This window comes from Corallococcus exercitus, from assembly GCF_042231735.1.
Classification (GTDB): domain Bacteria; phylum Myxococcota; class Myxococcia; order Myxococcales; family Myxococcaceae; genus Corallococcus; species Corallococcus exercitus_B.
Map to the genome: position 1 here is coordinate 6909650 of NZ_CP102577.1, position 21525 is coordinate 6931174.

The 21525-nt window shown below is 71.8% G+C and carries 15 protein-coding genes; 6 read left to right on the top strand and 9 right to left on the bottom strand.

All coding sequences use genetic code 11. The features are described 5' to 3' along the window. Positions 1-30 precede the first annotated feature (30 nt). The 4 genes from NR792_RS27650 to NR792_RS27665 all read right to left on the bottom strand — a co-directional run bounded on the left by NR792_RS27650 (position 31) and on the right by NR792_RS27665 (position 3016). Positions 31-381, bottom strand: coding sequence for a DUF2019 domain-containing protein (locus tag NR792_RS27650; RefSeq protein WP_375755694.1), 351 nt, complete (start codon positions 379-381; stop codon positions 31-33). Continuing rightward, positions 381-1112 (bottom strand): hypothetical protein, encoded by a 732-nt coding sequence (locus NR792_RS27655; protein WP_375755695.1) that lies wholly within the window; start codon positions 1110-1112, stop codon positions 381-383. The genes NR792_RS27650 and NR792_RS27655 overlap by 1 nt, the downstream gene beginning before the upstream one ends. Continuing rightward, positions 1109-1669, bottom strand: a complete 561-nt coding sequence (locus NR792_RS27660; RefSeq protein WP_375755696.1) for a hypothetical protein — start codon at positions 1667-1669, stop codon at positions 1109-1111. Before NR792_RS27660 ends, NR792_RS27655 begins: the two co-directional genes overlap by 4 nt. A gap of 138 nt (positions 1670-1807) precedes the next feature. After that, complete coding sequence (locus NR792_RS27665) at positions 1808-3016, bottom strand: BTAD domain-containing putative transcriptional regulator (RefSeq protein WP_375755697.1); 1209 nt, start codon at positions 3014-3016, stop codon at positions 1808-1810. A gap of 326 nt (positions 3017-3342) precedes the next feature. Between NR792_RS27665 and NR792_RS27670 the strand changes: the two genes are divergently transcribed. Continuing rightward, a complete protein-coding gene (locus NR792_RS27670) occupies positions 3343-3669 on the top strand; it encodes a pilus assembly protein N-terminal domain-containing protein (protein ID WP_375755698.1) in 327 nt (108 codons plus the stop codon). A 21-nt stretch (positions 3670-3690) separates the two neighbouring features. On the opposite strand, the gene NR792_RS27675 is transcribed toward NR792_RS27670, so the two are convergent. Beyond that, positions 3691-4143, bottom strand: coding sequence for a PaaI family thioesterase (locus NR792_RS27675; protein WP_375755699.1), 453 nt, complete (start codon positions 4141-4143; stop codon positions 3691-3693). Further along, positions 4143-4592, bottom strand: coding sequence for a PaaI family thioesterase (locus NR792_RS27680; protein ID WP_375755700.1), 450 nt, complete (start codon positions 4590-4592; stop codon positions 4143-4145). Before NR792_RS27680 ends, NR792_RS27675 begins: the two co-directional genes overlap by 1 nt. A 161-nt stretch (positions 4593-4753) precedes the next feature. On the opposite strand from NR792_RS27680, the gene NR792_RS27685 reads away from it, so the two are divergent. Both NR792_RS27685 and NR792_RS27690 read left to right on the top strand, forming a co-directional pair. Further along, positions 4754-8197 carry an amidohydrolase family protein gene (locus NR792_RS27685; RefSeq protein ID WP_375755701.1) on the top strand — a complete coding sequence of 1148 codons (3444 nt, stop codon included), beginning with the start codon at positions 4754-4756 and terminating at the stop codon, positions 8195-8197. A 697-nt stretch (positions 8198-8894) separates the two neighbouring features. Continuing rightward, positions 8895-9071, top strand: a complete 177-nt coding sequence (locus tag NR792_RS27690; RefSeq protein WP_375755702.1) for a hypothetical protein — start codon at positions 8895-8897, stop codon at positions 9069-9071. A 3-nt stretch (positions 9072-9074) separates the two neighbouring features. Here the strand turns inward: NR792_RS27690 and NR792_RS27695 are convergent, their stop codons facing one another. Beyond that, complete coding sequence (locus NR792_RS27695; protein ID WP_375755703.1) at positions 9075-12485, bottom strand: PAS domain-containing protein; 3411 nt, start codon at positions 12483-12485, stop codon at positions 9075-9077. A gap of 93 nt (positions 12486-12578) precedes the next feature. Then, on the bottom strand, positions 12579-13559 hold the full coding sequence (locus NR792_RS27700) for a hypothetical protein (RefSeq protein WP_375755704.1): 981 nt from the start codon (positions 13557-13559) through the stop codon (positions 12579-12581). Between the two features lie 282 nt (positions 13560-13841). Between NR792_RS27700 and NR792_RS27705 the strand changes: the two genes are divergently transcribed. After that, positions 13842-15347, top strand: coding sequence for a M20/M25/M40 family metallo-hydrolase (locus tag NR792_RS27705; RefSeq protein WP_375755705.1), 1506 nt, complete (start codon positions 13842-13844; stop codon positions 15345-15347). Between the two features lie 8 nt (positions 15348-15355). Here the strand turns inward: NR792_RS27705 and NR792_RS27710 are convergent, their stop codons facing one another. Continuing rightward, a complete protein-coding gene (locus tag NR792_RS27710; protein WP_375755706.1) occupies positions 15356-17143 on the bottom strand; it encodes an MDR family MFS transporter in 1788 nt (595 codons plus the stop codon). Positions 17144-17353: 210 nt separating this feature from the next. Here NR792_RS27710 and NR792_RS27715 point away from each other — a divergent pair, with 210 nt between their 5' ends. Together NR792_RS27715 and NR792_RS27720 are read left to right on the top strand one after the other, a co-directional pair. Continuing rightward, a complete protein-coding gene (locus NR792_RS27715) occupies positions 17354-19351 on the top strand; it encodes a lysyl oxidase family protein (RefSeq protein ID WP_375755707.1) in 1998 nt (665 codons plus the stop codon). Positions 19352-19450: 99 nt separating this feature from the next. Then, a complete protein-coding gene (locus NR792_RS27720) occupies positions 19451-21484 on the top strand; it encodes a lysyl oxidase family protein (RefSeq protein ID WP_375755708.1) in 2034 nt (677 codons plus the stop codon). Positions 21485-21525: the final 41 nt, after the last annotated feature.

The following is a 21525-nucleotide window of genomic DNA, read 5'->3' on the forward strand; positions in this document are numbered from 1 at the left end:
GGGGGAGGGCGCCACGGTGCGTTGTGGGGGCTATCCCGGGTCCAGGGTCCAGGTGCCTTCGTCCCATCGCTTCAAGGCTTCCGAGGCTTCAAATGGGATGAGCCCCTGGCCTCGGGCGGCTTCCTCCAGGACCGCCCTGGCTTCCGCCGTCCGGTAGCGGAGCAGGGTCGCGGCGGCCGTCACCCGCACGTCCATGCGCTCATGCTTGAACAACACGAGGAGCGCATCCCGCCCGGCATCGCCATGCGCCAGGAGTTGATCGATCGCGGCGCCGTACTTCCTGGCGTGCTTGTTCCCGGTCCTGGAATCGCCTTTCCAGATGGCATCGGTCTGGGCCGCGACATGCTTGGCGACCTGCTCGACCAGTTCCTCCAGCGTCATCACCAAAGCCCCTTCGACACGTTCTCGATGGCCCGCAGTCCGAAGTCGCGCTGGGCCTCGTACGACTGCGTGCTCAACCATTTCCGTACGGTCAGGTTGCCCGTGCCCGTGAGGTTACGTCGGATCGCGGAATAGAGCTCACTGACGCGGGAATGCACCGCCTTGTCCAGCGGGACGACGTTCTCGGTGTTGTGAAGGGCCTGGGGACCGAACCGCTGCACGTTGCCCGGCGTCTGTTCGACGATGTGGTGCCACTCCTTCCCCGGACCCTCCGGCCCCAGGGCTTTCTTGAAGCCACTGAACGAGCCCCAGCCCCTGGGCCCACCCGAGGGAGGCGTGGCCCCACCGCCGTTGGCGGCCATGGCCACCGCGCCCGGCGCGAGCGCGACCGTCACGGTCCCGGCGCTCACCGCCACCGTCTCCACCTCTCCGACCGCCGCGAACCGCAGGCCCAGCTGGGACTCGGCCTGCGCCGTCGCCAGGGCGGCTCCGGGGAGCTTGGGCACCTTCGCCGCCAGGCCGGGGGCCGTGGTGCCGATCGCCGCCGTGGCCAGCAGGGCGAAGGCCCGTGCCGCGTTGCGGCCCATGACCTTGCCGTAGCGCTCGCCCGCCTCGCGCAGCGCTCCGAACGTGGTGGCCCGGTCCGCGGCTTCCACCAGCTGCTTGAAACCCACGATGAGGCTCCAGAAGGTGTCGACGCCCACGTAGGCGATGAGCGTGACGGTCATCACGTCGTCCACGTCCACAGGACTGCCGTCAGCATGGCCTGGGGATCGGCCATGTCCTGGAAGGCCTCCAGCAACTCCTCCAGCACGGCACCCTGGGCAAGGGCCATGGCCAGGGCATAGCGCCCGTCCCCGGTGACGGTGGGGCTCTCCACCAGCAGGCGCAGGCAGTCGCCAGGCCTCTGGGTGCGTTCGCACCAGCGCAGGTAGGCACGCGTCAGTTCCACGTCCGGGCTGGATGCGGAACCTTCCAGGTGCTCATCCGGCCCCAGTGGCGTGATGCGGCGGCTGCGCGGGTCGAACAGGTACGAACCACTGCGCGGCTCCACCTGCCACAAGCGCCGTGTCGCGTCCTGGGGGCGTGTGGACAGACGCACGGTCCGAGCCAGCTCCGCGACGGCTTCCTCGAAGTCGTCCGTGTCCACCTCCACCGGTGTGGCACCCGGACGCGGGGTCATCACGATGGGGGCACCCCTGCCGGTTTCCAGACGCACCGACCGCGTGACGCCGCCACATCCGGTCAGCAGCACGAGCAGGAGCGGAATCAACCACCAGGGCCGCATGCGGAGTCCTCCCGGAGCCAGCGGGGCTCCATGAGAGGCATTTGAGCATGCAATGTCAGACGAGCGGAGAGGGCCTGGCCGGAAGGTGCCAGTCCATGCGCGCTTGGGATTCACATGAAGCGGAGCGTGCCCCCCGCCTCAGTGCGCGGCGGTCGGCTCGACGGGCAGGTCCTCCGAACGGCTCACCTCGAGGTCGCTCTCCGAGCGGATGATGACCCAGCGCGCCTGTGGCGACACCCGCAGCGCCACCACGTTCGGCGCCAGGCGGCGCATCTCCGGCTTGTAGGGCAGCACCGCCATGGGCGGGGCCGTCAGCGCCGATGCGTGCGGATGGCCCACGGGCACGTGCGGCACCGGAGCGGGAGCAGGCGGCGTCGGCACGGTCCCGGGCGCGCGGTTCAGCAGCGCGATGACCTTCACCGTGGGACGCTCCGGCGTCGCCGTGACCGGTGGCACGCTCGGAGGATTCCGCGGCAGCGCGGGCAGGGCCAGCGGCGCGGCCGGCAGGGCCTTCTGGGGCACGGACCTGGCCACCGCGACGGCCGGGATGCCCCGAGGCGTGTTCGCGCCTGGCGCCTGCGTGGCGCTGGCGACCGGCGGATCCGCGAAGGCAGCCATCGACACGATGACCTTCGGAAGCGGCGTTCCCTCCGGCGAACGCGCCGTGCCCGTCGTCTTCGCCATCGAGCGCGACATCGCCTCCGTCGACGCGTCCCGCGCGGGCGTCACGGCCGGCGCGACAGGACGCGGATGGGGCAGCACCGCCTCGCGCCCCGGCCCTGAGCCAGACCCCGGCATCCTCCCCGGCACCGGGCTCCGCACGCCCGGCGCGTTCAGCGGCGCGATGGACGGCGCCACCGGAAGGCCCGCGGGAGCGGCCGGCTCCTGCGCGGCGTTGAGCACGAAGGATGGCGGTGGAGGCGGTGGCACGTTCCGCATCCGCCCGGGCGGCGGCGTCGGCGGCGGCAGCCGGTCGAAGCGGTAGAGCTGCTCGTCCTCCAGCTCCGTCGGCGTCGTCGCGCCCTGGCCCAGCCGCACCACCTCCATCTGCAGCGTCGGGTCCCGCGGATCCAGCTCCAGCGCGGCCTTCAGCGCACCCCTCGCGCGGGACTCGCAACCCAGTGACAACAGCACCCGCGAGGCATCACGGTACGCGGCGATGGCCTGCTCCCGCTGGCCCGCGCGGCGGCAGGCCTCCGCCAGCCGGATGCGCACATTCGCGTCTCGCGGCAGCCGCTTCGCGAGCTGCGCGTACGTTTCCACGCACTGCGCATACCTCCCCCGCTGGTACAGCGCATGTGCGGCTTCCTTCAACTCCCGCAGCTTCATCGACTCGCGCTCGCTCATGGGGGCCCCCGCGTCGGTTGTCGCTCCCCTGAGCTAGCAGGCGACGTGCCGCGCTCCCGTGACGCGCGCTCGCGTTCACTGCCGCGCCCCCACCGCGACCCCGGACCGGAATCCCTGTCCTCCACCCGGCGGACTCAAAGGCAGCTCACCGTGCGCCCGCGCACGCTGTCCACCGCAAGACCCGTCAGAGACCCTGTAAAAATGGGAATCATGCTGTAACAACGCCTGTACCCGTTTTCCGGGGACTCTCCGGAGACGTCGGAGGCGCACGCATGGGACATTGGGACGGCTCCGGATTCCCCCGGAGACATCTGGAGGTCGCACCCATGGCTTCACGCTTCGTGGCCCTGACGTTGGGAACCCTGCTGCTGGGCGCTGGGCCCACATGGGCGAAGGAGCCCGCCGCCCGGACCGCGGACCCGGAGGAGGCGCCGGCCGCGGACGAGACGCTCACCCTGAAGAAGGGCGCGAAGCAGGTGCTGACGGTGCCGGGCCTGAGCCGCGTGGCGCTGGGCGACCCGTCCGTCGCGGACGTGAAGACGACCGGGAAGGAGGGGGTGGAGGTCTCCGCGCTGGCGAAGGGAACGACCACCCTCATCGTCTGGGGCACCGGCGGCAAGCGCCGCATGTACCGCATCGTGGTGGACGGCTAGCGTCCCCCAACTCCGGAAGCCTCACGGCTCCGACAGCAGGAACAGCGCGTGCGAGCTGGCGATGGGCCGCGTCCGGTCGTCCTGCCAGGCCTCCACGCGCACGTTGGCCACGCGCCGCCCCTGCCGTGTGATGAACGCGCGCGCGAACGTGTCCTGTGCCTTGCCCGAGCGCAGGAAGTCCACCGTGGTGGAGATGACCTTGGGCACGCGCTCGGTGTCTGTCTTGAGCAGCAATTCGAAGATGGCGCTCGACTCCAGCAGCGCCCCCAGCGTGCCGCCGTGCAGCGCGGGCAGGATGCTGTTGCCGATGAGGTGCGGCGCGTAGCGCATGCGGCAGAGCATCTCGCCGGCCAGGTTCTCCACGCCAATGCCCATGAAGCGCGTGTAGGGGATGGCGTTGGTGAGGCGCGGGTAGTCGCGCGACTGGCGCACCTGGCGCACCAGGTCCGCGAGGGGAAGGGAAGGCGTGCTCATCAGTCCTCCACCCGCATGAAGGTCCCCTGCGACGACGCCACCGGCATCGCCGGGTCGCCCTGGTGCACCAGCGCGCGCACGAAGGCGACCAGGCGGGTGACCTTGTAGCACTCGGCGCGGGCCGTCAGCGGCAGGCCCGGACGCGCGGGGCGCAGGTAGTCGATTCTCAGGTCCAGCGTGACGATGGCCGCGAACGCGTTCAGCGCCGCCATCACCGCCGTGCCGCTCGCCGCGTCAATGAGCGTCGTCACCGCGCCGCCCGCCACCACGCCCGTCTCCGGGTTGCCGACGAGCACGTCCGCGTACGGCATCACCACCGTCGCGTCCGTGGCGCCCACCTCCTCCAGCCGCAGCGCGAGCGCGTGGTTGTGGGGCACCGCCTCGGTGAACAGCACGGCGAGCTTCTCGCGCCGCTCCGCCGCGTCCGCGGGAAGACTGAAGTCCGACATAGGCGGGATGCAGTAGCAGATTCGGACCGCGCGGGGGGAACGCGGTGCGGCACGCCCGCGCCCAGGAACACGCCTGCCCGTCCGCGAGTTCACGGGCACCCTGCGAACCCGCGCATCCTGGCAGGATGCCGCGCCCCGCGTCTTCCCCGAGGACACTTCCGGTGAACCGACCCCTCTCCTCCCTCTGCTTCGCGCTGCTCGTCCCAGGCCTGCTCCTGGCGGCGCAGCCCCTGCCCCGGCCCGCGAGTGCGCCCGCGCCCGCACCCCAAGGACAGGGCGAAGCGCCTCCGCCTGAACCGCCCCCACCGCCCGCGCCCAGGGACACCGCGCGCGAAGCCGCCCGGGCGAGCGAGGGCGACGGCGGCACCCTGGCCCCCGTCGCCGGGCAGGAGCCGCCAGACGCGAAGAAGGAGGAGTGGAAGGTGGACGCGCCTCCGGGCGTGGCCACCACGCAGGTGCCCATCGACGTGCGCGAGGGCACGTGGATGAACGTGGACGTGAGCCCGCGCGGAGACGAGATCGTCTTCGACCTGCTGGGGGACCTCTACGCGCTGCCCATCGCGGGCGGCGAGGCGCGCGCGCTGACGTCCGGCGCGGCGTGGGACATGCAGCCGCGCTACAGCCCGGACGGGAAGTCCATCGCGTTCACCAGCGACCGGGGCGGCGGGGACAACGTCTGGGTGATGGATCGCGACGGCCGCAATCCCCGCGCGGTGACGCAGGAGAAGTTCCGGCTGCTCAACAGCCCCGCGTGGAGCCCGGACGGCCAGTTCCTCGTGGCGCGCAAGCACTTCACCGGCCGGCGCTCGCTGGGCGCGGGCGAGGTGTGGATGTTCCACCGCGCGGGCGGCGAGGGCGTGAAGCTCACCGAGCGCGCCAACGACCAGAAGGACCTGGGCGAGCCCGCGTTCTCCCCCGACGGCCGCTACGTCTACTTCAGCCAGGACGTCACGCCCGGGAAGACCTTCGAGTACGACAAGGACCCGAACAAGCAGATCTACGTCATCCAGCGGTTGGACCTGGAGGCGAAGGAGGTGGAGCCCTTCGTCACCGGTCCGGGCGGCTCCATCCGGCCCACGCCGTCACCGGACGGCAAGCAGCTGGCGTTCGTGCGGCGGGTGCGCGGAAAGAGCGTGCTTTACGTGGCGGACGTGAAGTCCGGGGCGGAGCGGCCGCTGTATGACGGGCTCGACCGGGACATGCAGGAGACGTGGGCCATCCACGGCGTGTCCCCGGTGATGGCGTGGACGCCGGACAACAAGTCCCTGGTGTTCTGGGCGGGCGGGACGCTGCACCGCATCGACGTGGCGACGAAGAAGGTGACGCCCATTCCCTTCCACGTGAAGGGCACGCGCACGGTGTTCGCGGGGGTGAAGAGCACCCGGCAGGCGGCGCCGGACCGCTTCGACGTGAAGATGCTGCGCTGGGTGCAGGTGTCACCGGATGGCAAGAGGCTGGTGTACCAGGCGCTGGGCAAGCTCTACGTGAAGGAGCTGCCGTCCGGGACGCCCCGCCGGCTGACGCGGCAGAACGAGCACCTGGAGTTCTACCCGGCGTTCTCCCGGGACAGCCGCTCCATCGTCTACACGACGTGGGATGACGACGCGCTGGGCGCGGTGCGCGTGGTGTCCGCGACGGGCGGCGAGGGCCGCGTGGTGACGGCGCAGCCGGGCTTCTACGTGGAGCCCGCGCTCAGCCCGGACGGCAAGTGGGTGGTGTACCGGACGACGGGCGACGGCTACCTGATGCCGGGCACGTGGAGCCGGGAGACGGGGCTGTTCGTGGTGCCGTCCACGGGCGGGGGCGTGGCGCGCAAGCTGACGCGGGACGGGGAGCAGCCGCACTTCGGCGCGAAGTCGGACCGCGTGTACTTCCTGCACGTGGAGTCCAAGGACGTGGAGGACGTGCGCACGCTCCAGAGCATCGGCCTGGACGGCGGCGAGCCTCGCACGCACCTGACGAGCGGGGGCGCGCTGGAGATGCGTGTGTCGCCGGACGACCGGTGGGTGGCCTTCCGCGAGGACTTCAACGCGTACGTGACGCCCTTCGTGCGCGGCGCGAAGGAGGCGCGGGTGGGGCCGTCCACCAAGGCGATGCCGGTGACGCAGCTGAGCCGTGACGCGGGCGAGTACCTGCACTGGTCCAGCCCTGGCGGGCGGCTGTCCCTGCACTGGGCGCTGGGGCCGAAGCTCTACACGCGGGCGCTGAAGGACGCGTTCACGTTCGTGGAGGGCGCGCCGAAGACGCTGCCGCCGCCGGAGGCGGACGGGGTGGACGTGGCGTTCTCCGCGAAGTCGGACGTGCCGGAGGGGACGCTGGCGCTGGTGGGCGGGCGGCTCGTCACGATGAAGGGCGAGCAGGTGGTGGAGGAGGGCGTGGTGGTGGTGAAGGGCAACCGCATCGTGGCGCTGGGTCCGGTGGGGAAGGTGGACGTGCCCGCGTCCGCGAAGATTGTCGACGTGAAGGGCAAGACGCTGATGCCGGGCCTGGTGGACGTGCACTGGCACGGGGCCATGGGCGTGGACGGGCTGATGCCGGAGCAGAGCTGGGTGCAGGCGGCGTCGCTGGCGTTCGGGGTGACGACGCTGCACGACCCGTCCAACAACTCGGAGACCATCTTCGCCGCGAGCGAGCTGGGCAAGGCGGGGATGCTGACGTCGCCGCGCATCTTCTCCACGGGCACCATCCTGTACGGCGCGGCGAGCTCGGACGCGCACGTCGAGATCGACACGCTGGACGACGCGCGCCGGCACCTGCGGCGGATGAAGGCGTTGGGGGCCTTCAGCGTGAAGAGCTACAACCAGCCCCGGCGTGACCAGCGGCAGAAGGTGCTCCAGGCCGCGCGCGAGCTGGGCATGCTGGTGGTGCCCGAGGGCGGCTCGCTGCTCCAGCACAACCTGACCATGGTGGTGGACGGGCACTCGGGGCTGGAGCACTCGCTGCCGGTGGCGCGCATCTACGACGACGTGCGCCAGCTCTGGAAGGGCACGAAGGTGGGCTACACGCCGACGCTGGGCGTGGCCTACGGCGGGCTCATGGGGGAGAACTACTGGTACCAGAAGACGAACGTCTGGGAGGACACGCGCCTGCTGTCGTTCGTGCCCCGCCGTGTGGTGGACGGGCGTTCGCGGCGCCGCGTGATGATCCCGGACGAGGAGTTCAACCACCAGAACGTGGCGCGAGTGGCCAAGGAGCTGAACGACCTGGGCGTGAGCGTGCAGCTGGGCGCGCACGGTCAGCGCGAGGGCCTGGCGGCGCACTGGGAGCTGGCGATGTTCGTGCAGGGTGGCATGTCTCCGATGCAGGCCTTGCGCGTGGGCACGCTGAACGGCGCGCGTCACCTGGGCATGGACAAGGACCTGGGCTCGCTGGAGGTGGGGAAGCTGGCGGACCTGGTGGTGCTGGACCGGAACCCGCTGGAGGACATCTCCAACAGCCGCACGGTGCGCTACACGATGGTGAACGGGCGCCTGTACGACGCGAACACGCTGAACGAAGTGGGCACGCGGCAGCGCACGCGCGCGAAGTTCTACTTCGAGAAGGACGGCAACGAGGGCTGGAGCCCCCGGGCCACCACGCACGCCAACGAACAGGTATGCGATTAGGCGTCGTATTGGTGTTGGGAGCGGTCGCGGGCTGCGCAGGCGGCCCGCGGCAGTTCCGTCAATCCATGGGCCCGGGGCCAGGCCCGGGCTGTGTCAGCACCGTGGATTGTCAGTGCAAGAACGGCTCGGCGGCGGCGTGCGAACAGATGGAGACGATGAAGCCGCCCCGGCCCCGCAAGCCGAACCCGTTGCCGCCGCCTGGGGCGACGGATGAGGCACGGGAGAAGGAGGCCGAACACAATCGGGAAATTTGTGGTGGCCCCTATCTCAGCTGTGTTGATGCGGGCGGTGATAGCAAACCCGGTCGGGTGGAAGGAGAGAGCCTCTGTGATTCCTGCCGGTCCTACTGTATGGCCCACGGATTCTGGCCCAAAGCCATCTACACCTGGAACGGAAACGCGAAGAAATGCCTGGGAAGATAAGGAAAGCGTTCGCTGATCCAACCCTCCACGATCCGTGCTGGAACGCCTTTACCCTGGATGTCGAAGAGACGTCCGGGCTTGCTTCCAGGGATTGGCCACGCTTTCGCGTCGGCGTGAAACAATTGGAGCGGCGCCATACAGGGCGGGTTCCGGCGGCCTCGCTGCGTCGCTATCTCGCCGAAACGGTGTTCTTCTGCGCCGCGCATTGGGGACAGACCCCACGAATCGTACGGAGCGCGCTGCGTGCGTACCTGAAGCATCCGCTGGACACCCGGATGTACTCGTACACGGCCGCGGAGTACTGGCAGTGGGCCTACAAGGTCTCCCCCGAGGACCTGCCCGCGGCGGAGGCCATGCTCGCGGAGGTCCGCGAGTACCTGCCGTCCCTGGAGGACCACGAGCGCCGCAACACGGAAGGCATGCTGGCCTTCCTGGAGCGCCAGCGCCGCTGAACCTCAGTGGCCCGTCGCGGCCACCTGGGCCAGGGCCTGCTGAATCTGCGGCAGCGCGTAGGGCTTGGGCAGCACCACCACGCCCAGCCACTGCTGCGGATCCCCGTCCAGCGCCGCGCGGCCGTGGCCGGACGCGATGATGATGCGCATGGCGGGCTTTCGCAGCGCCACCTCGCGCGCCAGGTCCACGCCGGACATGCCCGGCAGCGTCACGTCCGTGAACAGCACGTCGAACCGCTCCGCCGCCAGCGCCACCCGCGCCTCCTCCGCGCTCGCCACCGGCATCACCACGTGCCCCAGCAACCCCAAGAGCTCGCTGGCGGACGCGCGGATGTCCTCGTCGTCCTCCACCAGCAGCACGTGCATCCGCCGCGCGGCCTCCTGCGCCGCCGTCGGCTCCTTCGGCTCCAAGGTGCGCTCCGGCCACTGGAGCTTCGGCGTCAGCAGCCGCTGCTGCCGCTGGTCCAGCAGCGTGCGCACCTTGCGCGCCAGGTCCTCGCGCCGGTACGGCTTGGACAACAGGTTCACGCCGGGGTCCAACCGGCCGCCGTGCACGATGGCGTTCTCCGTGTAGCCGGACGTGAAGAGCACCTCGATGTCCGGCTGCAGCGCCTTCGCCTGCCGCGCCAGCTCCGGGCTGCGCACCGGCCCCGGCATCACCACGTCCGTGAAGAGCAGGTCCACCGTCACGCCGCTCTTGAGGATGGACAGCGCGCTCTGTCCGTCCACCGCGCGCAGCACCCGGTAGCCCAGCTCCGTCAGGAGCTCCACCACCGTCGCGCGCACGTCCGCGTCGTCCTCCACCGCGAGGAGGGTCTCCCGCCCGCCCTCCACCGGCCCTGTCACCACCTCCGTCACCGGCGCCTCCGGCTGGAAGGCGCGCGGCAGGTACACCTTCACCGTCGTGCCGTGCCCCGGCTCGCTGTAGAGCTTCACGTGCCCGCCGGACTGCTTCACGAAGCCGTACACCATGCTCAGCCCCAGCCCCGTGCCCCGGCCCTCCTGCTTCGTCGTGAAGAAGGGCTCGAACGCGCGCTCCAGCACCTCCGGCGTCATGCCTCCGCCCGTGTCCGACACCGCCAGCAGCACGTACGACCCCGCCAGCACGTCCGGGTGCGCCTGCGCGTAGTGGTCGTCCAGCGACGCGTTGCTCAGCTCCAGCGTCAGCTTCCCGCTGCCCCGCATCGCGTCGCGCGCGTTGATGGCCAGGTTGAGGATGACGTTCTCCAGCTGATGCGGATCCGCCAGCGTGTTCCACAGCCCGCCGCTGATGACCGTCTCCACCTCCACGTCTTCCCCCAGCGCGCGGCGCAAGAGGTCGTCCATGCCCCGCAGCAGCCGGGCCAGGCTCAGCGAGCGCGGCTCCAGCGGCTGCCGCCGTGAGAACGCCAGCAACTGCCGCGACAGCCGGGCCCCGCGCTCCACCGCGCCCAGCGCCGAGCGCACCCGCTGCAAGCCCCGCTCGTTGCCCGCCACGTCGCGCTGGAGCAACTGGAGATTCCCGCCCACCACCTGGAGCAGGTTGTTGAAGTCGTGCGCCACGCCGCCCGTGAGCTTCCCCACCGCCTCCATCTTCTGCGCCTGCCGGAGCTGGTCCTCGGCCTGCCGCTGCTCGGTGACGTCGCGCCCGCTGGCGTACAGCACGCCGTCCTCCGGCACCGGCACCGCCGTCCAGGCGATGCGCCGGTAGCCGCCGTGCTTGCACCGGTAGGCGCTCTCGAAGTTCTGCGTGGGCTGTCCTCCCTCCAGCCGGGACACCTCCTCACGCGTCCGCGCGTAGTCGTCCGGGCGCTCCAGCCACTGCGACGTGCGGCCCAGCAGCTCCTCCTCCGTCCACCCCAGCATCCGCGTCCAGGCCGGGTTGACGCTGAGGAACTTCCCCTCCGACAAGCTCCCCACCACCAGCAGGTCCTGGGACACGTTCCACACGCGGTCCCGCTCCCGCGTGCGCTGCGCCACGCGCTGCTCCAGCGTCTCGTTGGCCTGCTTCAGCTCCGACAGCGCCTTGAGCCGGGACACCGTCGCCCACACGCGGTCCGCCACGTTGCGCGCCAGCTCGATTTCATCCTCCGTCCACGGACGCGGCCGCACGTCGTGCAGGAACAGCACCGCCACGAACTGGCCGCGCTCCATGAGCGGAATGTCGAACAGCGCCCGGATGCCCAGCTGCTCCAGCGTGGCCGCCTGGCCCGCCGTGCGCGGGTCCTCGCGCACGTCCGCGATGGCCACCACCTCGCCCCTCCGCAGCTCGTCCAGGAACACGCCGTAGTCCTGGAAGCGGTGGATGCCCTCGATGCTCGCCACGTCCGGCGAGCCCACCCAATGCGGGTGGATCCGCACCAGCGCGTGCGTCGAGTCCACCGTGCCGTAGCCCGCGCGCGGCACGCCCAGCAGCCGCCCCACCACCTCCATGGCGAGCTGCGCGGCGGCATCCGGGGACGAGGCGTCGCGCAGCCGGTCCGCCATCTCCAGCAGCGCCGCCTGCCGCAGCTCCGCCCGCTTGCGCGCGTCGATGTCCACCAGCACGCCGGGAAAGCGCAGCGGCGCGCCCTGTGGGGAGAGGACGCAGTGGCCGCTGGCCTCCACCCACCGGTAGACGCCGTCGGCGCGGCGCACGCGGTACTCGGCGCGGTACGAACCGCCTGCCTTCAGCGTGCGGGCGACGGCCGCCTCCACGCCGGGCCGGTCCTCCGGGTGCATGGACGCCATGAATTGATCAATGGGCAGTCCCTCGCGCGCCTGCCGCGGGTCCAGCGAGAAGGAGTGCGCGAAGCGCGCGTCCGTGACGACGCGGTTGTCGGGCACGTCCCACACCCAGGTGCCGATCATCACCTCGGTGTTCAGCGCCAGCTGCACGCGCTCGTTCGCGGAGCGCAGCGCCTCCTCGGCCTGCTGTTGCTCGGTGACGTCCTGGGCGATGCCGATGAACTGCGCCGGCCTGCCGGCCGCGTCGTACACGAGCGACGCCCGCCGGTGGATCCACCGCACCTCCCCGGTGTCCGGCCGGCGGATGCGGTACTCCACGGACGTGAGGACCTGGCCCGCGGCCCGCGTGCGCGCGTTGGACACGCGGTGCCGGTCCTCCTCCAGCGCGAGCGCCTCGATGACGGGCGCGGGCAGGGTGTCCGTGCGCGGCACGCCGTACAGCCGGCAGAACTCCGGCGTCACCGTCAGCAGGTTGGTGGCGATGTCCAGCGTGAACACGCCGATGCCGCCCGCCTCCTGCGCCAGCCGCAGCTGTTCGTGCTGCACGCGCAGCGCGTCGGCGTCGCGGTCGTGGAGCACGGGGGGCTCCGGGACCGGTGCGGGGGGCGTGCCGGTGCCGTCATCCAGCCCCGCGGCGCGCAGGCGGAGCCGCAGACGTTCGACCTCGGCCCTCAGGGCCTGTTCGGTGTCGGAAGGGGGCACGCTCATGAGCGGGGGACCGCGGGTCGAGGGGGGACGACCGCCGGCCGAGGCACTGTCGCCCGGGTCCTCCGGGGTGGGCAACGGAGAATTCCGGGGGGTTCATTCCTCCGGAATCGGAACATCCGCCTCGGTGTCCGCACCCGTCCGTGCCTGGATGAACGCCCGCATGTGCGTCACGAGTCCGTCGCGCCGCAGCGCGAGGAACGCCGCTCCGTCGCCTTGACGCAGGGCGGCCAGGGCGTCGGGGCCCAGCGCGTGGCTGGGGAATACCACGGGCGGCGTCACGCCCGTGCGCACCAGCCCCAGCAGGGACCGGCCCGGCGCGAGCACCGGGTGGAAGACCTGGTTCGCCAGCGTGAGCAGCAGGTCGCTGCCCGGCCCCGGCGGCGGCGCGCCTCCCGACAGCGGCGGCGGGAACAGGGGCAGGAACGCCACCGCGCCCTGGTTCTCCAGCAGCGGGACGGGCTCCAGCACGGCGCCGGTGAGCAGGTGCCGGGGCTTCAGCGCCAGCAGCGCGTTGGCCTCCACCCGGTCCGCCACCGACGCGAGCCCCGCCATGCCGGGCTGCGAATAGCGCTCCCAGCCGCGAGGAGGCGGCGACCCCAGGCGGTGCAGCAGCGCGCGCACGGAGGCGTCCGCGTCCGGCGTGAGGAGCGCGAGCGCTCCGGCGTCAGGCAATGAACGTCCGGTGTCGAAGAGCGCGTGGCGCCACAGCCAGTGGGACAGCCGCACGCGGGAGGCCGCCGGAGGCTGGGGATGCAGGTGGAAGAAGCGGCACAGCAGGGGCAGCGCGTCCGGTCTCGGCACGAGGGCCAGGTACGGGATGCCCGCGTCCTCGCGGAGGAAGTCGAAGGCGCGTCCCACCGCGCGCGCCGTGCGCTCCAGCGCGGGGGCCCAGTCGTCCTCGGTGGCGAACTCCTCGCGGAAGTCGCGCGTGAAGTCCCGCCCGTGCACCGCGAGCAGCAGCATGGGCAGCGCGTCATCCTCCAAGCGGCCGAAATCACGGGACGCGAGCCACGCTCCCAGGTCCTCCAGGCTCTGGCAGGACGTCTCGCGTTGCCCGGGAGGGGTGGGTGCCATGGGACGTCCTGCGTAGCGCGGACTCGTGAACACTCACATCACCCGCGGGTCGCAATGCTCACTTCCCGCCTTGACGCTGCGAGGAATTTCTTTAAAGAATGCGCGCACGTCCTCTTCTTCTTGGAAGATGGCGTATGTACCGGGCCTCGCGTTCCCCAACCGCGGAACCGGTGCGTGACGTCCCAGTTGAGCCCCGCGCGCCGCGTTCCCCCTCTCGGCGCGCGGTGGCCCCTGGGACTTCCACCTCGCCCCTCACAGCCCAGGTCCCCCTCGAGGATTCGCGTGTCCACGTCCGCCTTCGTCCTGCCCGTCTCGCTGGCCCTGCACCTCTTCACCTCGGCCTCGCCCCGGAACACCGCCACCGCACCCCCCCAGGACCCCGCGCCCAGGTCCGCGGCCACGGCGTCGGTGAAGGCGGCGCCCCCGGTCGTGTCGAAGCTGAGCGCCGCGCAGCAGGCCACGGCGGCGAAGCTGGTGGGGCCCGCGCTCGCGGAAGGCCATGCGTACGCGCGGCTGGCGGAGCTGACGGACGGCGTGGGGCCGCGCCTGTCCGGCTCCGAGTCCGCGGAGGCCGCGGTGCAGTGGGCCCTGCGCTCCTTCAAGGCGGACGGGGTGAAGGCGTGGAAGGAGCCGGTGAAGGTGCCGCACTGGGTGCGCGGCGAGGAGCACGGCGAAATCCTCCCCTCCGAGCGCACGCGCGGCCTGCCCCTGTCGCTGCTGGCCCTGGGCGGCAGCGCGCCCACGCCGCCGGAGGGCGTCACGGCGGAGGTGGTGGAGGTGAGCTCCCTGGAGGAGCTGGCGGCGCTGGGGGACAAGGTGAAGGGCCGCATCGTGTTCTTCAACCACACCATGTCGGAGGCGTCGGACTACGGCCGCTTCGCGGGGCTGCGCGGGCGGGGACCGGCGGCGGCGGCGAAGCAGGGCGCGGTGGCCGCGCTGGTGCGCTCGCTGGCCACGGCGTCGCTGCGCACGCCGCACACCGGGTCCACGCGCTTCGACGAGGGCGGCCCGCGCCTGCCCGCGGCGGCGGTGTCGGTGGAGGACGCGCTCACGCTGCACCGGATGCTCCAGGGCGGGGCGGTGAAGGTGCGGCTGGTGCTGGGGTGCTCGGAGCTGCCGGAGGCGGACTCGTCCAACGTGGTGGCGGAGGTGCGGGGCCGCGAGAAGCCGGACGAGGTGGTGCTGCTGGGCGCGCACCTGGACTCGTGGGACGTGGGCACGGGCGCGCACGACGACGGCGCGGGCGTGGTGATGGTGATGGAGGCCGCGCGGCTCATCGCGAAGCTGCCCCAGGCGCCCCGGCGCACGGTGCGCGTGGTGCTCTTCATGAACGAGGAGAACGGGCTGCGCGGAGGCCGCGCGTACGCGGAGGCGCACGCGAAGGAGCTGTCCAGGCACGTGGCCGCCATCGAGATGGACTCGGGCGGCGGGCGGCCCCTGGGCGTGAGCATCCACGCGGGGCCGGGCGGTGAGGCGCTCTTGCGGCCGTGGCTTCAGCCGCTGGAGGGGCTGGGCGCGGCGAAGTTCCTGGTGGGGCACGCGACGGGCGCGGACCTGAGCCCCATGGAGCCCGCGCACGTGCCCTTCGTGGGCGTGCGCGTGGACAGCAGCCGCTACTTCGACGTGCACCACTCCATGGCGGACACGCTGGACAAGGTGGATCCGCAGGACCTGTCGCGCAGCACCGCCGCGGTGACGTGGATGGCGTACGCGCTGGCGGAGGCGCCGGGCACGCTCGCGCGTCCCACCGCGCCGGAGTCGGACACGCCTCCGCCGCCGAAGAAGTAGGCGGGGCGCTACGCCTCCGCCGGGGCCTTGCGCGGCCCGCCCTTCCGGAGCGGCTGCTCCGGAAGCAGCAGCGTGACGAACAGGGCCGCCAGCGCGACGAAGATGGCGAAGCGGTACACCGCCATCGTCGCGCGGGTGAAGGACTCCTTGAGCGCGCGCTCCACGTGGTCCACGGTGGACAGCGCGCGGGCCTCGTCCGCGTCCACGCGCGCGCGGGCCTCGGGCCCTTCCGCCAGGGCCTGCCGCCGCTCCTCCTCGAAGCCCTCGCGCAGCTTCGCCTTCACCTGCTCCGGCTGGAACTGCTGGCCCTGAGGCGCGCCCTCGCCGCCCAGGCCTCCCGGCGCGGACGCGCGCAGCTCCTGCCGCACGTCCGGAGGCAGGCCGCGCGTGGCCTGCTGGGTGCGCGCGTGCATCTCCCGGCCCAGCGTGCCCGCGAACACGGTGCCCAGCAGCGCCACGCCCACCGTCATGCCCAGCTGCCGGAAGAACGTGGTCGCGGACGTGGCCACGCCAATGCGCTGCGGCGGCACGGAGTTCTGCACGGCCACGGTGTAGAGCGGGATGGACGGGCCCAGCCCCAGGCCCACCAGCACCATCTTCACCGTGACCTCGGCCTGGCTGGAGTCGGGCGTCAGCGTGAAGCCCATCACCGCGAAGCCGACCATGAGGAACAAGAGCGCCCCCACCATCAGCGCCTTGTAGCGGCCCAGCCGCGACACCAGCTGCCCGGACAGCACGTTGCCCGCCACCACCCCCAGCGTCAGCGGCGTGAGCGTCAGCCCGGAGTGCGTCGCGGACAGCCCCACCACGTTCACCATGAACAGCGGCAGGAAGGTGACGGACGCCAGGAACACCGCGCCAATGGTGAACACCGCCGCGTTGCCCGCGGAGAACGCGCGCAGGCGGAACAGCGACGGCTCCAGCAATGGCTCCTTCGCGTGGCGCTCCCGCCACACGAACAGGCCCAGGCCCACCGTCGACAGCGCGAACAGCCCCAGGATGGGCGCGGAGCCCCACGCGAACCCGCCCGCCCGGGGCGTCGCCTTCCCATGGCCCAGGCTGAGCGCGAGCAGGAGCGGCACCACGCCCACCGCCAGCGCCACCGCGCCCGGCAGGTCCAGCTTCCCGCCGTGCACGCCCTCCGGCTTGAGCGGCGGCATGCGCAGGAAGATGAGCGCCAGCGCGAGCGCGCCCACCGGCAGGTTGATGAAGAACACCCAGTGCCAGCCCAGCGCGTCGGTGATGAAGCCGCCGGCCAGCGGGCCAATGACGCTGGACAGGCCGAACACCGCGCCGAACAGGCCCTGGTACTTGCCCCGGTCGCGCGGCGGGAACAGGTCCGCCACCACCGCCAATGAGCCGGTGAAGAGGGCCGCGCTGCCCAGCCCCTGCACCGCGCGGCAGAGGATGAGCACGAGCGTGGAGCGCGCCGCGCCGCACAGGAAGCTGCCGGTGAGGAACACGGCGATGCCCGCCACCAGCACCGCGCGGCGGCCCAGCAGGTCCGACAGCTTGCCCCACACGGGCACCATCATCGTGGAGGCCACCAGGTACGCGGTGGTGAGCCACGGGTAGTGCTCCGGCGCGATGTGGAGGTCCGCCTGGATGGTGGGCCCCGCCGTGGCGACGATGGTCTGGTCCAGCGCCGCCAGGAGCAGCCCCAGCAGCGCCCCCGCCAGCGTGAACGCCTTCTGCGAGCGGCTGAACCGCTCGGACGCCGGCGCGGCGCGGGAGTCCAGGGCGGTGTCGGCGGCGGTGTCGGCCATGGCTCGGGCACGCGCACGGGGCGCGTGCATCCGCGCGAATCTGGGGACGGCCGGGGAGACTGGCCACGCCCGCCTGCCTGGCTGCCCTCCCTCCGGAAAGCACCCCCCGTGAATGAAGGCGCGGAGACGCCCGTCAGGGGGCAAGGTCTTTTCCAGGCGGTGGGCGCGCGGCCCTATCCTCCGGCCCCTTCAAAGCGGGACGTGCCGTGCCCGCGACCTGTCCTGCCCGAGGAGTCACGCATGCGGATCCATGGGGCGCTGGCCTGCGCCGGGGTGCTGTTCCTGACGGCGGGCTGCAAGGACGACCCGAAGCCCCAGCCCGACGCGGGGGTGCCGGATGCCGGGTCCGATGCGGGCTCCCAGGACGACGCCGGCACCGCCGGCCCCACCCTCTCCGAGACGCCTCGCTGGCAGGTCGAAGGGGATGGCCTCGACCCGCAGGAGTGTTTTGGCCGGGGCCTGGCGCTGGGCGACGTCAACGGCGATGGCCGCCAGGACCTGCTGGTGATTTCGCCGCCGTGCACCAGCCGCCCCACGAACCCGGGCCGCGTGATGGTGTACGCCGGAGAGGCGTCCTCCTTCTCCAGGACACCCGTCACCTCCACGGTGTCGTGGGTGCATCCCAGCCCGCGCACGTCGGGCTACCAGATGGTGGTGGGCACGGGCGACGTGGACGGGGACGCGTACGCGGACGTGGTGGTGAAGAGCTACTACGGCGTCAGCGTGTACAAGGGCGGGCCGGACCTGTCCCAGGTGTTCGCCCAGCCGCTGTTCCGCGTGCCGGACTCCGCGACCCTGCGCTTCAGCGTCGCGCGGCTGCTGGACGTGGATGGCGACGGGCTGGACGACCTCATTGTCTCGACCTTCACCGGCAGCACCACCCTCTACCGAGCGACGCCCGGCGGGGCGGAGGGGCCCTTCACCAACGTGCGCGTGCTGTCCGGCTACGTGCAGCCCGCGGGAGACACGGACGGGGACGGCGCCCAGGACCTGCTCATCACCCTGTTCGACGAGGAGAACAGCCAGGGCCTCTTCCTGGGCTGCAAGGCGGACAGCTCGCGCGTCTGTGATGGACCGCTCACCACGCAGCCGGTGTGGAGGGGCAGGGCGGAGAGCATGCGGGGGATTCCGGACCTGAACGGGGACGGCCGTCCGGAGGCGCTCGCGTCGCTCCGGGGCAGCACGCGCCTGCACCTGTCCGACGCCTCCGTCCAGGGCTACTCCGCCACGCCCGCGTGGCAGCTGATGGACGACCCGGCCTTCCCCAGCATGGCCGCCCAGAGCGCCACGGTGGGCTCCATGGCGGAGGGGGGCACCGGCCACGACTTCGTGCTCGCCTCCCTGGGGCGCGTGTACCTCTTCCGTCCCACGGCGGACGTGTCCGGTCCGCTGGAGCCGGTGTGGTCCTGGCCGCGCGCCAACCGCCTGCTGCCCCAGACGATGCTGGGCTTCACGGTCCCCAGCGTCGCGAGCCCCGGCGACCTGGACGGGGACGGGTACGACGACCTGGTGGTGGGCCTCTCGCAGGAGACCGACGGCACGCGCGCCCCGGGCCGGGTGGTGGTGTACGGCGGCGGCGCGGTGCCGGACTTGGAAGAGCCCGCGCCCGCGCTGGCCCCCACGAAGACGTGCAACCTCCAGGTGGACCCCGTGAACGGCAAGCCGGACCTGACGGTGGACCGGGACGTCATCGCGCGCACGCTCTACATCGAGCGGCGCTCCTTCGCGGCGGACTCCTGCGAGGTGCGCGAGGGCTGCGTGCCCGCGGGGGGCGAGCGGCGCCTGCTGCGCTTCACCACCTCCATCATGAACATGGGCACCGCGCCCGCGGTGGTGCCCTCGCCGGAGGAGCGCCCGGACCTCTTCGTCTACGACGCGTGCCACCAGCACGACCACCTGGTGAACTTCGCCGCCTATGACCTGAAGGACGCGTCCGGCCACACGACGTCCGTGGGGCGCAAGCAGGGCTTCTACATGATCGACTTCACCCAGTACTGCGCGGACGGCAGCGCGCTCTCCTGGTACGACCCGGGCACGGGCATCTCCCCGGGCTGGTCGGACGTCTACACGGCGGACACCGCCTGCCAGTGGCTGGATGTCACGGACACCCCGGACGGCGAGTACACCGTGCGCGTGGGCGTGGATGAGAACCACATCATCGATGAGCTCGATGCGCTCCCCAACGAGGCCACCGTCAAGGTGCGCCTGAAGGGGGACACGGTGACCGTGCTGCCCTGAGGCGGCGCGAAAAAAGCCGCGCGCATCGTTTCTCCGCGAAGGGGCTCCTCGGGACAGGGCCGGTGGAAGGCCGGCTGGTTCATTCCCGGGGAGCAATACATGCGGATGCGGTTCGCGCGGTCTTTCGCGGTGGTGGGACTCCTGGCCCTGACGGGCTGCAAGGAGGATCCGAAGCCCCAGCCGGATGCTGGCACGCCGGACGCGGGCTCGGGGGATGACGGCGGCACCTCCACCGGTTCCACCCTCTCCGAGACGCCGCGCTGGCAGGTGACCGGCGACGGCGCGAACCCCCGCGAGTGCTTCGGCCGCACCGTGGCGCTGGGCGACGTCAACGGCGATGGGCGCAAGGACCTGCTGGTGACGTCCGCGCCCTGCTCGGGCCTCCAGCGGGACCCGGGCCGCGTGATGGTGTACGCGGGCGAGGCACGCGACTTCTCGAAGACGCCCGTCACCACCACGCTGACGTGGGTGCACCCCAGCCCCCTCGCCTCCAGCTACAAGATGACGGTGAGCACGGGCGACATCGACGGGGACGCGTACGCGGACGTGCTCGTCGCCACCTCCTTCGGCGTCAGCGTGTTCAAGGGCGGGCCGGACCTGTCCCAGGTGCTGACGCAGCCGGTGTTCCGCGCGCCGGACGCCGCCACCCTGCGCTTCAACGGCGCGCAGTTCCTGGACCTGGACGGGGACGGGCTGGACGAACTCGCCGTCTCCTCCACGCTCCCCAGGGAGCTCACCGTGTACCGGTCGACGCCGGGCGCGCCGGAAGGGGCCTTTACCGCCGTGCGCAAGCTGACCGGCGTCCCCAATCCCGCGGGCGACGCCGACGGGGACGGGGTCCAGGACCTGGCCGTGACCCACACCGACGCCACGGTGGACCTCTACCTGGGGTGCAAGGCGGGCAGCGCTCACGTCTGTGAAGGGCCGCTCACGACGCAGCCCGTGTGGACCGGCCAGGCCGAGTCCTTCGCCGCGCTGCCCGACCTGAACGGAGACGGCCGCTCGGAGGCGCTCCTGCTCCTGAACGGCAGCCAGCGCCTGCACCTGTCCGACGCCGCGAGCCAGGGCTACGCGCCGCAAATCACCTGGCAGGCCATGGACGACGCGGCCTTCCCCCTCTTCGGACAGGCCTTCCTCACCTTCAGCAAGACCGTCGTTCCCGTGGGCGCCATGGTGGAGGGCGGCACGGGCCACGACTTTGCCATCGGCGCCATCGGCCGCGCGTACCTCTTCCGCCCCACCGCGAACGTGTCCGGCCCGCTGGAGCCGGTGTGGGCGTGGCCGCGCGCCAACCGGCTCGACCTCCGCACGTCGCTGGGGACCGACTACCTGGGCATGGCCTCCGCGGGCGACCTGGACGGGGACGGGTATGACGACCTGGTGGTGGGCCAGTCCCCGGCACTCAGCGGCACGCCCGCGGGCGCACCCTCGGGAGACGCCACCCTGGGCCGGGTGATGGTCTTCGGCGGCGGCGCGGTGCCGGACTCGCCGGAGCCCGCGCCCGCGCTGGCACCCACGCGGACGTGCAACCTCCCGGTGGATCCGGTGAACGGCAAGCCGGACCTCACGGTGGACCGGGACGTCCTCGCGCGCACGCTCTACATCGAGCGCCGCTCCTTCACGGCGGACTCCTGCGAGGTGATCGAGGGCTGCGTGCCCGCGGGAGGCGAGCGGCGCCTCTTGCGCTTCACCACCTCCATCATGAACATGGGCACGGCCCCGCTGGTGGTGCCCTCCCCGGAGGAGCGCCCGGACCTCTTCGTCTACGACGCGTGCCACGACCACCACCACCTGACGAACTTCGCCGGCTACGACCTGAAGGACGCGGCGGGCAACACCACGTCCGTGGGGCGCAAGCAGGGCTTCTACATGATCGACTTCACCCAGTACTGCGCGGACGGCAGCCCGTTCGCCGCGTACGACCCGGGCACGGGCATCTCGCCCGGCTGGTCGGACGTCTACACCGCGGACCTCCCCTGCCAGTGGCTGGACGTCACGGACACCCCGGACGGCGAGTACACCGTGCGCGTGGGCGTGGATGAGAACCACATCGTGGACGAAGCCGACACGCTGCCCAACGAGGTCACCGTCAAGGTGCGCCTGACCGGTGACACGGTGACCGTGCTGCCCTGAAACCAGGGAAAACCCCACCCGTGGACCGCCGCCCGGTGAAG

Bases quoted from the DNA above. Each gene is read 5' to 3' on its own strand.
- NR792_RS27650 (WP_375755694.1), bottom strand. From the start codon at position 381: ATGACGCTGGAGGAACTGGTCGAGCAGGTCGCCAAGCATGTCGCGGCC.
- NR792_RS27660 (WP_375755696.1), bottom strand. From the start codon at position 1,669: ATGCGGCCCTGGTGGTTGATTCCGCTCCTGCTCGTGCTGCTGACCGGA.
- NR792_RS27665 (WP_375755697.1), bottom strand. From the start codon at position 3,016: ATGAGCGAGCGCGAGTCGATGAAGCTGCGGGAGTTGAAGGAAGCCGCA.
- NR792_RS27670 (WP_375755698.1), top strand. From the start codon at position 3,343: ATGGCTTCACGCTTCGTGGCCCTGACGTTGGGAACCCTGCTGCTGGGC.
- NR792_RS27675 (WP_375755699.1), bottom strand. From the start codon at position 4,143: ATGAGCACGCCTTCCCTTCCCCTCGCGGACCTGGTGCGCCAGGTGCGC.
- NR792_RS27680 (WP_375755700.1), bottom strand. From the start codon at position 4,592: ATGTCGGACTTCAGTCTTCCCGCGGACGCGGCGGAGCGGCGCGAGAAG.
- NR792_RS27690 (WP_375755702.1), top strand. From the start codon at position 8,895: ATGTACTCGTACACGGCCGCGGAGTACTGGCAGTGGGCCTACAAGGTC.
- NR792_RS27695 (WP_375755703.1), bottom strand. From the start codon at position 12,485: ATGAGCGTGCCCCCTTCCGACACCGAACAGGCCCTGAGGGCCGAGGTC.
- NR792_RS27700 (WP_375755704.1), bottom strand. From the start codon at position 13,559: ATGGCACCCACCCCTCCCGGGCAACGCGAGACGTCCTGCCAGAGCCTG.
- NR792_RS27710 (WP_375755706.1), bottom strand. From the start codon at position 17,143: ATGCACGCGCCCCGTGCGCGTGCCCGAGCCATGGCCGACACCGCCGCC.
- NR792_RS27715 (WP_375755707.1), top strand. From the start codon at position 17,354: ATGCGGATCCATGGGGCGCTGGCCTGCGCCGGGGTGCTGTTCCTGACG.
- NR792_RS27720 (WP_375755708.1), top strand. From the start codon at position 19,451: ATGCGGATGCGGTTCGCGCGGTCTTTCGCGGTGGTGGGACTCCTGGCC.